The following is a 15309-nucleotide window of genomic DNA, read 5'->3' on the forward strand; positions in this document are numbered from 1 at the left end:
ACCGCTCTGCGATCTGCCGGGGCGGCGACGTCGTCAAGCGTTTGGCGTCAGCAAATCCCGCAGCAATTCCCCTAGCAATCTGACTTCTTCCGGAGTCAGGCCTTCGTTCCGGTCCTTTTGTTTTAGCCGCTCCACCTGAGTTTGATGCAGCATTTTCAGGAGCTTGGCCGCGCCGTCCTGAAACTGCTGCCTATCTTCCTCGCTGGGATCGGCGAACTCATCCGGATCCTGCATGGCCTGCTGCAGAACACTATCCACCAGCCCTTCATATGGAGTGCCACGCAGGCTTTCCATCAATTGCGCCGTATTCGGCGGCTGGTCGTGCCCTTGCACGCATTCGGCCAACATGGCAAAACAGGCAAGCTCGTCGGACAGCGCCATGCTGTCCGGCAAGCGCACATCGCCAGCCCAACCAGGATTCAACAGCAGCCATTTGATCAGGCGCGTCACCATGGAGGACTGTTGCGGACGATGCGATACCTCCGGCAAACGGTGCTCCCGCTTGCCTTTGCGCTCCGACTTCCTTTGGCCCGTCGTCAACATGTCGAATTCGTCGACATCCACACCGGCAAGTTCCGCCAGTCTTTTCTTGATGATGAAGCCCAGTGCCGGAGCGGCAATCTGCGCCAGAAGGGGGGCGGCCTGACGGATCAGATCGGCCTTGCCTTCCGGCGTGGTCAGGTTCACCTCGCGACACAGCTCGCGGGTGAAGTAAACGGACAGAGGCAGGCTCTGCTCTTCCAATACTTTTTCAAAGGCCTCGGCGCCGAACTCGCGGATATAGCTGTCCGGATCATGTTCCTGCGGCAGGAACAGAAAGTTCAGCGCCTTGCCGTCCTGCAATTGCGGCAGGCTGTTTTCCAGCGCGCGCCAAGCCGCTTTTTGACCGGCCTTGTCGCCGTCGAAGCAGAAGTACACCTGGTCCGCGTGGCGCATCAGCTTGCGCGCGTGCTCGCCGGTGGTGGCGGTGCCCAGCGTGGCCACCGCGTAAGCGACGCCGAACTGAGCCAGCGCCACCACGTCCATATAGCCTTCGACCACCAGCACGCGGTTTTTATCCCGTATCGCCTGCCGCGCCTCGTAGAGGCCGTACAACTCCCGGCCCTTCTCGAACAAGGGCGTTTCCGGCGAATTCAGATACTTGGGCTCGCCCTTGCCCATCACCCGGCCGCCGAAACCGATGATGGCGCCGCGCTGGTTGCGGATGGGGAACATCACCCGATCGCGAAAGCGGTCGTAACGCTGGCCCTTCTCTTCATTGACGATGACCAGGCCGGTATCGACCAGCTTGTCGTCCTGGTAGTCCGGAAACACCGCCTCCAGGTTCTGCCAGCCGTCCGGCGCGAAGCCAAGACCGAAGCGGCCGGCCACTTCGCCGCTCAAACCCCGGCCTTTCAGATAGGAAATGGCGTTGGGCGCGGACTTCAGCTGCTGTTTGTAGTAGCCTGCCGCCATCTGCATCATTTGTTCCAGCGACAGCTTGCGCTCGCGCGCGGCGCGGCTGGCTTCCGGGTTGGCGTGGGCGCGGCTGTCCGGCACCTGCATGCCGATGCCTTCAGCCAGCAGCTTCACCGCGTCGACGAAGCCCAGCCCCTGGTATTCCATCACGAAGCCGATGGCCGAGCCGTGAGCGCCGCAGCCAAAGCAGTGATAGAACTGCTTGGACGGGCTCACTGTGAACGACGGCGACTTTTCCTTATGAAACGGGCAGCAGGCCAGATAGTTCTGGCCGCCCTTTTTCAAGGGGACGTAACGGTCCACCACGTCGACGATATCGACGCGGGACAATAACTGATCGACAAAATCCTGAGGGATCAAACAAGGTCACCAATGGTGCGGGCCGCACACGCGGCCCGAAGCCGGCTAGCCGGCCAGCTTGGCCTTGATGGAGGCGGAAACCTGCGCCATATCGGCGCGGCCGGCCAATTGCGGCCGCAACAGCCCCATCACCTTGCCCATGTCCTGCATGCCGGCGGCGCCGCTGTCGGCGACGGCCTTGGCCACCAGCGCGTCAATCTCTCCGGCGGACAATTGCTGCGGCATATAGGCCATCAGCACGTCCATCTCGAATTTTTCCTTGTCGGCCAGATCCTGGCGCTGAGCCGCCTCGTACTGGCTGACCGAATCGCGGCGCTGCTTGAGCATCTTGTCGATGACGGCGACCACGCCGGCGTCGTCCAGCTCCACGCGCTCGTCCACTTCTTTCTGCTTGATGGCCGCCAGCAACAGGCGGATAGCCGCCAGCTTGTCGCTTTCCCGCGCTTTCATTGCAGATTTCATGTCGTCGCTGATTCGCTGCTTGAGGCTCATTGCTTGCTTTCCGGAAGATGACCGCCACTCGTCGCCGGCGGCGAGCGCGCACTTTAGAGAGAGTCAAACCCTGATGACATTGGTTTTGAATCGTTCAAAACCCATGCCGTCAGAGTCTGCAAACGGGGAACTACAAATGGCAAAACCGCAGGCTAAGCCTGCGGTCCTGCTTACTGACCAGACGAACTCTTAGTAGAGTTTCGGCGGCAGCATTTGGCTGCGGATGCGCTTGTAGTGGCGCTTAACGGCAGCTGCGTGCTTGCGCTTGCGCTCGGCAGTCGGTTTTTCGTAGAACTCGCGGGCGCGCAGTTCGGTCAGCAGACCGGTTTTTTCCACCGCGCGCTTGAAGCGACGCATTGCAACTTCAAACGGCTCGTTCTCTTTAACGCGAATGTTCGGCATTGAATCTAGTATCCTTAGTTCCTAGCGTCCAGACGTGGCTGGAGCTATAAAAAACAGCATTTTAACAATCTTACGCGGTTTGGAAAAGTCTGAAGCGTTCCGACCAAGCAATCTGTGGCGCTTTACGCATCACGGCTTGGCGGAAGAAATCACCCCCTCACTAGGAGAACTAGGTACTGCACTATAAAAACGTTTCGGCATCCGGCCGGCAAGATATGCCGATCGGCCTGCTTCTACAGCCTGTTTCATGGCGTGGGCCATCAACACCGGTTGTTGCGCGGCGGCAATCGCGGTGTTCATCAACACGCCATCGCAGCCCAGTTCCATCGCGATCGCCGCGTCGGACGCGGTGCCGACGCCGGCGTCAACCAGCACGGGAACCTTGGACTGCTCGATAATCAACTTCAAATTCCACGGATTCAGAATCCCCATCCCCGAGCCGATCAGGCTGGCCAGCGGCATGATGGCGCAGCAGCCCATTTGCTCCAGCTCCCGGGCGATGATGGGATCGTCCGAGGTGTACACCATCACGTCGAAACCCTCGGCCACCAGCACTTCGGCCGCTTTCAGGGTTTCCTTGACGTTGGGGAACAAGGTATTCGGATCGCCCAGCACTTCCAGTTTGACCAGACGATGGTCGTCCAGAAGCTCTCTGGCCAGGCGCAAAGTGCGAATGGCGTCGTCGGCGGAATAACACCCCGCCGTATTGGGGAGAAGGTTATACCGGTTTTTCGGCAAAAAGTCCAGCAAATTGGGTTCGCCGGCATTCTGACCCAGGTTGACGCGACGAATGGCGACGGTGACGATTTCCGTTCCCGACGCGTCCAGCGCCCGGGCCGTTTCCTCAAAATCCCGATACTTGCCGGTTCCCACCAGCAAACGCGAATTGTAAGCCTTGCCTGCGATGATCAGTTGATCCGCCACTCCTGCACCTCTATCAGCTTTGCCGCTCAGCCTCCGCCGACGGCCACCACGATTTCGAGTTCGTCGCCGTCGGCCAGCCCGGTGGCCGGATACTGGCTGCGCGGCACGATCTCGCCATTCTTTTCCAGCGCCACGCGCTTGCCGACAAGGCCCAGCGCCGCCACCAGCTCGGCCACATTGGCGACGCCGCTCAGTTCGCGGCCCTCGCCGTTGATCTTGAGTTTCAGCATCTCATCTCCTTTGCACGCGCTGCACCACCGGCAGCACGCGGATGGCGCTCAGCACGCGCTCCAGATGCTCGACGCCCTCCACCTGCAAGCGGAAGTGGATGTTGAACAGCCCGTCGCCGTCGCGGCTGCTGTCCTGGGTGTCGGCGCTTTCGATATTGGCCGAGGCCTGGGAAATCGCGGTGGCGATATCGGCCAGCGCGCCGCGCTCGTTGCGGGACAGCACGCCGACGGTGACGCCGAACATGCGGTCGCGCTGCGCTTCCCAATTGACGTCCAGCAGCTTGTCGTGATCCGCCCGCCGCGCGTTCGGGCAGCCCTTGCGGTGGATGACCAGGCCCTGGCCCTTGGTGATGACGCCCAGAATGTCGTCGCCCGGCAGCGGGTTGCAGCACGGCGACAGCTGCACCATGCCGCCCTCGTTGCCGCGTATGGTCACCGGTCCCACTTTCACTTCCTCGCCCAAGCGCTCGCCGGCCAGCTCCAGCAGCCTGCGCGCCACCACAATGGGCATCAGCTTGCCGGCGCCGATGTCGGCCAGCACGTCCTGCTGCGAGGCGAGCTTCTCGCCGAAAGCGGCCAGATACTCCACCCACAGCTCCTCGCTCAAGGCCAACGGCGTCACCGCCAGCGCGCCTATCGCCTGCTTGAGCAGCTTCTCACCCAGGCCGACCGCTTCTTCCTGCTGCAAACTCTTCAGGTAGTTGCGGATGCCAGAACGCGCGCGGCCGCTCTGCACGAAGGTCAGCCAGGACGGATTGGGCTTAGCCTGGGTGGAGGTGATGATTTCCACGGTGTCGCCGTTGCGCAGCACGGTGCGCAGCGGCACCAGCGCGTGATTGACGCGCGCGGCGATGCAGCGGTGACCGATGTCAGTGTGCACCGCGTAGGCGAAGTCCACCGGGGTCGCGCCCTGCGGCATCACCATGATCTTGCCCTTGGGCGTGAACACGTAGACTTCGTCCGGGAACAAGTCGATCTTGATGTGCTCGAGGAATTCGACCGGATCGTCGCTCTCCTCCTGCATATCCATGATTTTTTGCAGCCACTGGTGGGTGCGCTGCTGCGCGGTGTTGACGCCGTCGCCGCTCTTGTACATCCAGTGCGAGGCCACGCCGGCCTCGGCCACGCTGTTCATTTCGCGGGTGCGGATCTGCATCTCCACCGGCGTGCCGTAGGGGCCGAACAAGGTGGTGTGCAGACTCTGATAGCCATTGCCCTTGGGAATGGCGATGTAATCCTTGAATTTGCCGGGAATCGGCTTGTACAGGCTGTGCAGCGCGCCCAGGGCCAGGTAACAGCCGGGAATGTCGTTGACGACGACGCGGAAGCCGTAGATGTCCAGCACCTCGGAAAACGACAGGTGTTTTTCCTGCATTTTCTTGTAGATGCTGTAGAGGTTTTTCTCTCGCCCCTTGATGGTGGCTTCGATATTGCTCTGCACCAGCTTCTGGCTGACGGATTGCAGGATCTTGGTGACCACTTCGCGGCGATTGCCGCGCGCGGCGCGCACCGCCTTGGACAACACGCCGTAGCGATGCGGGTGCAGATGCTTGAACGCCAGGTCCTGGAGTTCGCGGTAAACCTTGTTCAGGCCGATGCGGTTGGCGATCGGCGCGTAGATTTCCAAAGTTTCCAGCGCGATGCGGCGGCGCTTGTCCTCGCGCATCGAATCCAGCGTGCGCATATTGTGCAGCCGGTCCGCCAGCTTGACGATGATGACGCGGATGTCGCGCGCCATCGCCAGCACCATTTTGCGGAAGCTTTCCGCCTGCGCGGTTTCCTTGGTCTGGTATTCCAGCCGCTCCAGCTTGGAGAGGCCGTCCACCAGATCGGCGATGATCTTGCCGAACTTTTCGATCAGCGTCGGCTTGGTGACGCCGGTGTCTTCCAGCACATCGTGCAGCAAGGCGGCGGCGAGGCCCTGCACGTCCAGCCGCCACTCGGCCAACATGCAGGCCACCGCCAGCGGGTGGGTGATGTAGGGTTCGCCGCTCTTGCGGGTCTGCCCTTCGTGCGCCGCGCGGCTGACTTCGAAAGCCTGCCGCAACAGCTGGACGTCCTCCGGCTTGAGATAACGCGCGACAGACTCGAAAAACGCTTGCGCTTCGCTGTCGATCAGGGCGTTATAGTCGATTTCATCCTCGATGCCGGTTGCCATAACCCACCACCCACTTGCAATCAGGCTTTGCCGCGGCTCAGAACTTCCTTGCCGACGTGGCCGGCGGCGATTTCACGCAGCGCGACGACGGTGGGCTTATGGCGGCCGGCTTCAACGAAGGGGCTGGCGCCGGAAGCCACTTGGCGCGCGCGGTAGGCGGCGGCCAGGGTCAGGTCGAAACGGTTCTGGATGCGGTCCAGGCAATCGTCAACAGTAATACGGGCCATGTGCTTTCTTTCTTCAAAGTTGCCAAGGGCGTTGTCGGTCGCCGTTCTTGCGGCCGCGGCAACGCCCAGAGGGATCACTATATCTAAATTTTAGTCGACTCACCAACAAACGGTCGGATCAGCCGGTCTGTCCCATCCGCGCCAGCATCGTCGCCAGCTTGCGGCATTGGATGGCGCTGCGCAGCCGATTGGCGCGCACGACGCTGATCAGATCGAGGCGGGCGCGCTCGAAATCGTCGTTGACCACGATGTAGTCGTATTCGGCGATCTTGTCGATCTCGGCGCGGGCGGAAGCCAGCCGGCGGCGGATCACTTCCTCGCTGTCGGTGGCGCGTCCGCGCAGGCGGCGCTCCAGCTCTTCTATCGACGGCGGCGCGATGAAAATGCCTATCGCCTCGGGGAAGACCTTGCGCACTTGCTCGGCGCCCTGCCAGTCTATCTCCAGCAGAATGTCCTGCCCCACGGCCAGGCGGCTGCGTATCCACGGCGCGCTGGTGCCGTAGTAGTTGCCGTAGACTTCCGCGTACTCGAGGAAATCGCCGCGTTCGATCATGGACTTGAACGTGGCCTGATCGACGAAGTGGTAATGCTTGCCGTCCTCTTCACCCTTGCGCGGCGCGCGCGTGCTATAAGAAATGGACAGTTCCACAGACGGCTCCGCCTGGAGCAAGGCCGCCACTAGCGAGGTTTTCCCCGCGCCGGAAGGAGCGACCACGATAAAAATATTACCGGTTGGCTGGCTCATGAAAGGTACTTCCTGCCAAATGAGTAATTCTCCAGAATACCATAAGCGCGTACCGGCTGTTAATCGCCAAGTTATTTTCACGTCAAGATTTAGGTAAATCTCTTCAGGCTGAATAAAATGGCTGGTTTTTTTCCTACCTATCTCCTTTGGAGCGCGTTTCGCCATGCAATTCCTTGACAGCTTCTTCAAGCTGAAAGAAAACGGCACCACGGTGAAGACCGAAGTCATCGCCGGCTTTACCACCTTCTTGACCATGGCTTACATCATCCTGGTCAACCCGCTGATCCTGTCGAGCACCGGCATGGACCTGAACGCCGTCTTCGTCGCCACCTGTCTGGCCGCGGCGCTGGGCACCGCCATCATGGGCCTGGTGGCCAATTACCCGATCGCGCTGGCGCCGGGCATGGGCTTGAACGCCTACTTCACCTTCAGCGTGGTCAAGGGCATGGGGCTGTCCTGGGAAACCGCGCTGGGCGCGGTGTTCATCTCCGGCATCGTGTTCCTGGCGGTCAGCCTGTTCCGCGTGCGCGAGGCCATCGTCAACGCCATCCCGCAGTCGCTGAAATTCGCCATTTCCGCCGGCGTCGGCATGTTCCTCGCCATCATCGCGCTGAAGAACGCCGGCGTGATCGCGCCGCACCCGGAAACCTATCTGACCCTGGGCGACATCCACAAACCCACCACCCTGCTGGCCATTCTGGGCTTCTTCCTGATCGTGGCGCTGGAATACCGCAAGGTGCCGGGCTCCATCATCATCGGCATTCTGGTGGTGACGGTGCTGTCCATCGCCATGGGCCTGTCTCCGTTCAAGGGCGTGGTGGCGCCGGTGCCGAGCATGGCGCCCACCTTCATGCAGATGGATATCGCAGGCGCCTTGCAAGCCGGCCTGATCGGCGTGATCTTCGTCTTCTTCTTCGTCGATCTGTTCGACACCACCGGCACCCTGGTGGGCGTGTCTCACCGCGCCGGCCTGCTGGACAAGGACGGCAAGCTGCCGCGCCTGAAGCGCGCGCTGCTGGCCGACTCGGTGGCGATCACCGCCGGCGCGGTAATGGGCACTTCGTCCACCACCGCCTATGTCGAGTCCGCCGCTGGCACCGCCGTGGGCGGCCGCACCGGCCTGACCGCCATGGTGGTGGCGCTGCTGTTCCTGGCCTCGCTGTGGCTGTCGCCGCTGGCCGCCACCGTGCCCGCCTACGCCACCGCGCCCGCGCTGTGCTATGTGGCGGTGCTGATGGCGCGCGGCCTGGCCGAGATCGACTGGAGCGATCTGACCGAATCCGCGCCGGCGGTGATGACCGCGCTGGCGATGCCCTTCACCTTCTCCATCGCCGACGGCATCGCCTTCGGCTTCATCAGCTACGCGGTGATCAAGATTCTGGCCGGCCGTTTCTCCGACCTGAAGCCGCCGGTGCTGGTGATCGCCGCGCTGTGGATCTTCAAGCTGGCTTTCTTCCACTGAAACGTCAATAATTGATGCGGACTCCTAGCCTGCCGCGCTGCGCGGCGGGCTTTTTCTTGTGGGGCGCGCGGCGACTCTCTTTATTTCGAAGTACAATAAGGCCATGGAAAACCTTAGCAATCTCGACTACTCCAGCTATCTGAAAGGCTGGATCCGCACTGTGCCCAACTGGCCGCAACAAGGCGTGATGTTCCGCGACATCACCCCGCTGCTGCAGAACCCCAAAACCTTCCGCATGCTGATCGACATCTATGTGCATCGCTACATGATGGAGAAAGTGGACCTGGTGGCGGGCCTGGACGCGCGCGGCTTCATCATCGGTTCGGTGCTGGCTTACGAGTTGAACGTAGGCTTCGTGCCCATCCGCAAACGCGGCAAGCTGCCCTTCACCACGGTGGAGGAGGAGTACGAGCTGGAATACGGCAACGCCGCGGTGGAAATGCACACCGACGCCTGCAAGCCGGGCGACCGCGTCATCCTGATTGACGATCTGGTCGCCACCGGCGGCACCATGATGGCCGGCTACAAACTGCTGAAGCGCATGGGCGCCGACGTGCTGGAAGCCGCCGCCATCATCGAACTGCCCGAACTGGGCGGCGGCAAGCTGGTGCGCGACGGCGGCCTGGAGTTGTTCACCGTCTGCGCTTACTGAGCCGGATTCGTCGGCCAAGCGAACGGAGCCCTCGGGCTCCGTTTTTGTTTGGCCGCGTCTTAATCCGCCTCCACCGCCACTTTCAGCGCCTGGCCGCGCGCGCTCAGCTTCAGCGGCGCGCCGGCGGTGCTGGGCAGCTTGCTGTCCACCGAGGCCGCCGTGCCCCGCACCTCGTATTGCAGCGTTGCGGACTTGGGCAGCGTCAGCGACAACTTGCCGGTGGTGGCGTCCAGCGACAAGGAGCCGCTGGGCTTGGCGTCGGTCAGCTTCACCTTCGCCTTCACCGCCTGGCCGTCAAAAACCATGTCGCGGCTGCTGCCTTCGAAACCCAAGGTCAGCGCCTGCCCCTTGAGCGCCAGCTTGTCGTAAGCGCCCTTGGCCTGCGCCCTGATCGCGTCGGCGGACATGGACAGGCTGGCGGCTTTGCCGTCCAGCGTTAGATCCACCGCCCGGCTGTCCACCCGGATCGCCGAATACGCGCCGCGGATCGACCCCTTGACCGCAGCCAGCCCCAATTCCACCTGTTTGCCCGGCTTCAGATTGCCGGCGATCTCCAACCCGCAACTGCTGCCCAACAGCTTGTCGTTGAGCTTGACCGTGATCGTGACCACGCCGCCTGCGCGCCGCACCAGGGCGCTGCACTGCTTGGCGTCCCAATTGCTTTTGTTCAGGTCCAGCTGATACGGCCGCTTGTCGTCCGCGCTCAGCTTGAGCACGGCCGCATCGCCGTTGATCACCAGCTTTTCAATCGGCGCTTCCGCCGCGTAAGCCGCTCCGCCGCCCATCAGCCCCGTCAATGCCAGCAAGCGCACTATCCCACGCCTCATCACGCACCCCTTTCCCAAGTAGAAGCCGCCGCCTTGGCCGGCGGCGGTGGTTTTCCTCACTGCATGAACAACCAGTACATCGCGATCACGCCGCAAGCGGCCGCCATCCCGCCCACCGCGTGGCGGGCCAAGCGCGCCCACTGAGCGCTCAGCGAGCCTTTGCGCGCAAGAATCGAAACGGTCCGTCGCGAATCCGCCCACGCGGCGATCAGGCGGCTCTCATTGCGCTGATCGGCCACCGCCTCGCGAATGTATTCGCGATAGTCGCTGAGAATCTTGCGCAGCTCGGCTTCGGGCAAGCGCTCCATGGTCAGCTGCAATTGTTGAATGCATGCATCGTGTTTCATGTTTCTCTCCCAAGTCCGGTCAAAAACACCACTCCTCACACCGCGTTGCCGCCCAAGCCCCTGCCCGCCACCAAGTCGATCTGATAACGGACGTAACGCACCAGCCCGCGCCAGGTCAGCCGCGTCAGCCATACGCAGAACACCAGCCCCAATCCGCCAACCAATAACAACACCAGGCCGCTGACCGCCGCCGAGCCCTGCAGCGACAAGCCCGGAATGCCGTCGATCTCGATATGGTCCTTGCCGTCCTTCAGCGACAGCCGGTTATCCTTGATCACCAGCGAGCTCTCGCCGTCGTTCAACACCAGATCGCCGGCTTCTCCGGCTTCGCCGACGGCGGCGGAGGCCTGCGCCGAGATCATCCGCCAACGCAGCGAACGGCCATCCCCATCCTGCGCCAGCACCATGCTGTCGCCGCCGTCCGAAACCAGCGTCAGCGCGCTCAGCTGGCCGCGCTCCAGGCTGACGGAGCGTTCGCTCTCGCGTTTGATCGTTTGCCGCGCCGCCGGATTGCTGGCGTCCACTTTCAACTCGCCGCCGTCGTAACTGACCCTGACCGGCTCTCCGCTACGCAACTTCAGGCTGGCGGTTTCATCCTCCTCCAGCCTCAGCAACAGCCTCCCCTGCTTCAGGCTCACGCCGTGGACCGGCTCCCCGTCGGCTTGAAGCTTGAACTCGATCTTGCCGTTCTCGGGCGACAGGCTGGGCTCCAGCTCCGGCCAGCCGAACAGGCTGTTGCCGCCCCAGGCCGCCACCAGCGCCACGCCGGCGATCAACAGGCTGCCGGACACCATATAGCCTATGGACAGACATAGCAGGTAGATCATGAAGGGCAGCGCCAGGAAGAAGTTCAGCACGCCCAGGCCGGCGACCGAAGCCACCACCCTCATCAAATTGCCGAAGGAACGATGGCTTTCCCATTGGCGGTAATGCGCCTGCGCCTTCAGTTCCTTGGCCAGCTTCTGCGGGCTGCCCAGGGCGGCGACCACCTCGTCCTCGTCGCGGCCGGCTTCTTGCGCGTCGCTGAAGTACTCTTGGTAGTCGGCGACGATTTCACGGATTTCCTCGGCCGGCATCCCCGCCAGGGCCTGTTCCAATTGCGCCAAAAACGCTTTGCGGTTCATGCTTGTTGTTCTCCCGGCTGACCGGCCGCCGGCAGGCGGCTCAGCACGCTGTCCACTTCGCTGACGAATTCCTGCCACTCGCGCCGCATCAATTCCAACTCCCGTTTGCCCGCCTCGGTCAGCGTGTAATATTTACGCGACGGCCCGGACGCCGACTCCACCAGATAGGTGCTGACCCAGGATTCGTTCTGCAGCCTGCGCATCAACGGATAGATCGTCCCTTCGCTGATTTCCATCGTGCGCGACAAAGTGCTGACCAATTCATAGGCATAGCTGTCGGACTGGGCCAATACCGCCAATACGCACATGTCCAGGGTCCCCTTCTTCAACTGGGTTTTCATCTTGCCTTCCTTGAAACCGCCCGGTCCTTTCCACCCAGCTACCTTGCATTGCAAGATAGCTAGACGGACCAAGGCATCGATCTGCTTGTGATTGCACTATACAAACCACTACCTTGTACCGCAAGGTATCTTTCATTACCCAATGACAAATCACTGTCACTGCGGCTTTCTCGCAACAAATCAGAATGTCATTACTGACACCATATTGCGTTGCAAAATACGCCTTGGCATCCATAATTCAACAGCAACAATGACATTGAACTAAGTCATACGCCCAACCGGTTCCAACAACCGGCCACTCTCTCGACGAGGACTCCGATGGCAAAAGCAAACAGGCCCAGCATCGCGCTGGTCTTGGGCGGCGGCGCGCCCAACGCAACCTTGATGGCCGGCGCGCTGGTCGCGCTGATGGAGGCCGGCGTCGAATTCGACATCATCTCCACCTCCGGCGCCGGCGCCATCGTCGGTCTCTTGTACGCGGCGCCGCGCAAGGGCTCGCCGCTGGACAATTTGCGCCGGCTGGCCGATCTCGGCGTATCCGATCCGATCTACCGGCTGCTGCCGATCAACTACAAGGTGTTCAACAAACCCGGCCCGGCCGCCGACCTGTGGCGCAGCTGGCAAAGCCAGAACCCCCTGTTGCAGAGCATTCAACAACAGGCCGATCAAGGGCCTTGGCAGCGTCTGCTGGCCGACTGGACATCGCTGCTGCTGGCCACGCTCTGCCCCAGCGATCTGGGCCCCAACAGCCAAGGCCTGTGCGCGCACGTGCCCTTCATCGAGGAGATCGTGGATTTCGACCGCCTCAAGACCATTGCGCCGCAGTTCTACCTGAACGCCTACAACATCAGCCGCGGCGAGATGCGCTGCTGGGACAAGAGCGAGATCGGTCACGAACACTTCCTGGCCGCGCTGTCCTTTCCCTTCATCTACCCGCCGTATCCGCTGGCCGACGGCGATTACATCGAAGGCGCGGCCATAGACACGCTGAACTTCAAGCAATTGTTCCGCGATCATCCGCACATCGACTACACCCTGGTGTTCGACGTGCTGGGCAGCGACCGGCTCCTGCATCCGCCGCGCGGCCTTTACGACGCCTGGGTGCAATCCATCATCACCCCGCTGACCGAAATCGCGCGCGACGACCTGAAGCTGTTCGAAGCCTTGCACAATAAGGACGAGCAAGGCCGGCCGCGCACCGAGGTGCTGAAGATCCAGTTCGACCAACTGATTGACCCGCAACGCCGCGCGGAGGAGCTGGACTGGTCGCACTCCAATCTGTCCCAGCTCTACCAGATCGGCTATCAAGCCGGACAGGACCTCCTCCGCCAGCACCGCGGCAAGCTGCTGGGCTAGACGCCGCCAATAAAAAAGGGCTGCCTGACGGCAGCCCTTGACGCTTGGCTAAGCACAAACGGCATCAATACCAGCTGATGCCGGCCTGCTCGGTGGAGATCACCGTGCCGGCCTCGCCCTTGACGATTTTCTCGATGTCTTCCAGCGCGCCGATCACGGCCTTCTTGCCGGTCAGACGGGCAAACTCGCAAGCCGCCTCCACTTTCGGGCCCATCGAGCCGGCGGCGAAACCCAGTTTGTCCATCTCGTCCGGATGCGCCTGCTTGATCGCCTTGGCTTCCGGCGTGCCCCAACCGATGAACACGCTCTTCACGTCGGTGGCGATCACGAAGTAATCGGCGTCGATTTCACGCGCCAGCAAGGCGGAGGCCAGATCCTTGTCGATCACCGCTTCCACGCCCACCAGCTTGTCGCCCTCGTACATGGTGGGGATGCCGCCGCCGCCGGCGGCGATCACGACCACGCCTTTTTCGATCAGCCACTTGATCGGGCGCATTTCGAAGATGCGCTTCGGTTTCGGGCTGGGCACCACGCGGCGGAAGTATTCGCCGTCGGCCTTCACCGTCCAGCCTTTTTCCGCGGCCAGCTTGTCCGCCTCTTCCTTGCTGTAAACCGGGCCGACGAATTTGGTCGGATTCTTGAAGGCCGGGTCCTTGGCGTCCACTTCGGTCTGGGTCAGGATGGTGGCGATCGGTACTTCGAAGGGCAGCACATTGCCCAGTTCCTGCTCAACCATGTAACCGATCATGCCTTCGGTCTGCGCGCCCAGCACGTCCAGCGGATAGGGCGTCACTTTTTCGTCCACGTGGCGGGCGTAGGCGTCGTTCTGCAGGCCCAGCAGGCCCACTTGCGGCCCGTTGCCGTGGCACATCACCAGGTTGTGGCCCAGCCGGGTCACGCCGGCCAGTTGTTCGGCGGCCACTTTGACGTTGGCGCGCTGGTTGTCGGCGGTCATGGCCTCGCCGCGACGTTGCAGGGCATTGCCGCCCAGAGCTACGACGACTCGCATATTCTATTCCTCGCTATTGCCGCGCCCGCCGTCTGCGACGGCGAGCCGCGTGCTTGATGTGAAACCGGCCAAGGTTCCCGGTCAGGGAAGCCTTGGCCGGCAAAGTGCAGCTAGGGATGCCTAGGGCCGGATCAATCGCCCAGCGTGGCCACCAGGATGGCCTTGATGGTGTGCATGCGGTTTTCGGCCTGTTCGAAAGCGATGCAAGCTTCGGACTCGAACACGTCCTCGGTCACTTCGATGCCGTTGGCCAGGTCCGGATATTGCGCGGCGATTTCCTTGCCCACCTTGGTTTCGCTGTTGTGGTAGGCCGGCAGGCAGTGCATGAACTTCACTTGCAGGTTCTCGGCGGCGGCCATCAGCGCGGCGTTCACTTGGTAAGGCTTCAGCAGCTTGATGCGTTCGGCCCAGACTTCGGCCGGCTCGCCCATGGATACCCATACGTCGGTGTGGATGAAGTCGGTGCCCTTGACCGCCGCTTTGGCGTCCTCGGTCAGCGTGATGCGCGCGCCGGTCTTGGCGGCGATTTCGCGGCACTGAGCCACCAGTTCGTCGGTCGGCCACAGGTGCTTGGGCGCGCCGATGCGCACGTCCATGCCCAGTTTGGCGCCGATCACCAGCAGGGAGTTGCCCATATTGTTGCGGGCGTCGCCCAGATAGGTGTAGCTGATCTGGGAGATGGGCTTGTCGCTGTTTTCCCACATGGTCAGCACGTCGGCCAGCATCTGGGTCGGGTGCCATTCATCGGTCAGACCGTTGTATACCGGCACGCCGGCGAACTTGGCCAGCTCGGTTTCCACCATGTGCTGGTCGAAGCCGCGGTATTCGATCGCGTCGTACATGCGGCCCAACACGCGGGCGGTGTCCTTCATCGATTCCTTGATGCCGATTTGCGAACCGGACGGCCCAAGGTAAGTCACGTTGGCGCCCTGGTCGTAGCAAGCCACTTCAAACGCGCAGCGGGTACGGGTGGAGGTTTTTTCAAAGATCAGGGCGATGTTCTTGCCCTTCAGGTGCTGCTGTTCGGTGCCGGTGTACTTGGCGCGCTTCAGGTCGCGGGCCAGGTCGAGCATGTAGCGGATTTCGCGCGGGGTGAAGTCCAGCATGCGGAGGAAGTTACGGTTGCGCAGATTGAAAGCCATGATATTGCTCCTGATTAGAGTCTGGGCAAGCCGGCCGTCGTTTCCGGGGAAAC

At 62.0% G+C, this 15309-nt stretch carries 17 protein-coding genes; 3 read left to right on the plus strand and 14 right to left on the minus strand.

What is annotated here, in order from left to right; all coding sequences use genetic code 11:
• Positions 1-33 precede the first annotated feature (33 nt).
• The 8 genes from dnaG to gmk form a co-directional block, all read right to left on the minus strand.
• Positions 34-1818, minus strand: coding sequence for a DNA primase (dnaG, locus tag JC616_RS19470; RefSeq protein ID WP_107800530.1), 1785 nt, complete (start codon positions 1816-1818; stop codon positions 34-36).
• A 45-nt stretch (positions 1819-1863) separates the two neighbouring features.
• A complete protein-coding gene (locus JC616_RS19475; RefSeq protein ID WP_107800531.1) occupies positions 1864-2310 on the minus strand; it encodes a GatB/YqeY domain-containing protein in 447 nt (148 codons plus the stop codon).
• A 189-nt stretch (positions 2311-2499) separates the two neighbouring features.
• Positions 2500-2712, minus strand: a complete 213-nt coding sequence (gene rpsU / locus JC616_RS19480; protein ID WP_039756346.1) for a 30S ribosomal protein S21 — start codon at positions 2710-2712, stop codon at positions 2500-2502.
• 129 nt (positions 2713-2841) lie between these two features.
• A complete protein-coding gene (locus JC616_RS19485; protein ID WP_227104892.1) occupies positions 2842-3636 on the minus strand; it encodes a thiazole synthase in 795 nt (264 codons plus the stop codon).
• A 26-nt stretch (positions 3637-3662) separates the two neighbouring features.
• Positions 3663-3866, minus strand: a complete 204-nt coding sequence (gene thiS / locus JC616_RS19490) for a sulfur carrier protein ThiS (protein ID WP_253313733.1) — start codon at positions 3864-3866, stop codon at positions 3663-3665.
• A gap of 1 nt (position 3867) precedes the next feature.
• Positions 3868-6024, minus strand: a complete 2157-nt coding sequence (locus tag JC616_RS19495) for a RelA/SpoT family protein (protein WP_227104894.1) — start codon at positions 6022-6024, stop codon at positions 3868-3870.
• Between the two features lie 20 nt (positions 6025-6044).
• Positions 6045-6251, minus strand: a complete 207-nt coding sequence (gene rpoZ, locus JC616_RS19500) for a DNA-directed RNA polymerase subunit omega (protein WP_019103869.1) — start codon at positions 6249-6251, stop codon at positions 6045-6047.
• A 118-nt stretch (positions 6252-6369) separates the two neighbouring features.
• Positions 6370-6996, minus strand: coding sequence for a guanylate kinase (gmk, locus tag JC616_RS19505; protein WP_107800535.1), 627 nt, complete (start codon positions 6994-6996; stop codon positions 6370-6372).
• Between the two features lie 163 nt (positions 6997-7159).
• On the opposite strand from gmk, the gene JC616_RS19510 reads away from it, so the two are divergent.
• Both JC616_RS19510 and JC616_RS19515 read left to right on the plus strand, forming a co-directional pair.
• Complete coding sequence (locus JC616_RS19510; protein WP_107800536.1) at positions 7160-8458, plus strand: NCS2 family permease; 1299 nt, start codon at positions 7160-7162, stop codon at positions 8456-8458.
• Positions 8459-8561: 103 nt separating this feature from the next.
• Complete coding sequence (locus JC616_RS19515; protein WP_019103866.1) at positions 8562-9110, plus strand: adenine phosphoribosyltransferase; 549 nt, start codon at positions 8562-8564, stop codon at positions 9108-9110.
• Between the two features lie 59 nt (positions 9111-9169).
• On the opposite strand, the gene JC616_RS19520 is transcribed toward JC616_RS19515, so the two are convergent.
• Genes JC616_RS19520 through JC616_RS19535 form a run of 4 tightly spaced genes read right to left on the minus strand, consistent with a single transcriptional unit; the run spans position 9170 to position 11749 of the window.
• Positions 9170-9937, minus strand: coding sequence for a hypothetical protein (locus JC616_RS19520; RefSeq protein ID WP_227104896.1), 768 nt, complete (start codon positions 9935-9937; stop codon positions 9170-9172).
• 56 nt (positions 9938-9993) lie between these two features.
• Positions 9994-10284 carry a DUF1700 domain-containing protein gene (locus JC616_RS19525; protein WP_146176709.1) on the minus strand — a complete coding sequence of 97 codons (291 nt, stop codon included), beginning with the start codon at positions 10282-10284 and terminating at the stop codon, positions 9994-9996.
• 35 nt (positions 10285-10319) lie between these two features.
• Entirely contained in the window at positions 10320-11408 is a 1089-nt protein-coding gene (locus JC616_RS19530; protein WP_227104898.1) for a DUF1700 domain-containing protein, read from the minus strand.
• Entirely contained in the window at positions 11405-11749 is a 345-nt protein-coding gene (locus JC616_RS19535) for a PadR family transcriptional regulator (RefSeq protein WP_107800540.1), read from the minus strand. The genes JC616_RS19530 and JC616_RS19535 overlap by 4 nt, the downstream gene beginning before the upstream one ends.
• Before the next feature lie 318 nt (positions 11750-12067).
• On the opposite strand from JC616_RS19535, the gene JC616_RS19540 reads away from it, so the two are divergent.
• Complete coding sequence (locus JC616_RS19540) at positions 12068-13105, plus strand: patatin-like phospholipase family protein (protein WP_107800541.1); 1038 nt, start codon at positions 12068-12070, stop codon at positions 13103-13105.
• A gap of 64 nt (positions 13106-13169) precedes the next feature.
• Here JC616_RS19540 and arcC read toward each other — a convergent pair whose 3' ends face one another.
• Positions 13170-14114 (minus strand): carbamate kinase, encoded by a 945-nt coding sequence (gene arcC, locus JC616_RS19545; protein WP_107800542.1) that lies wholly within the window; start codon positions 14112-14114, stop codon positions 13170-13172.
• A 131-nt stretch (positions 14115-14245) separates the two neighbouring features.
• Positions 14246-15256, minus strand: coding sequence for an ornithine carbamoyltransferase (locus tag JC616_RS19550; RefSeq protein WP_048409588.1), 1011 nt, complete (start codon positions 15254-15256; stop codon positions 14246-14248).
• Between the last annotated feature and the right edge of the window lie 53 nt (positions 15257-15309).

The sequence above is a fragment of the Chromobacterium rhizoryzae genome (genome assembly GCF_020544465.1).
GTDB lineage: Bacteria > Pseudomonadota > Gammaproteobacteria > Burkholderiales > Chromobacteriaceae > Chromobacterium.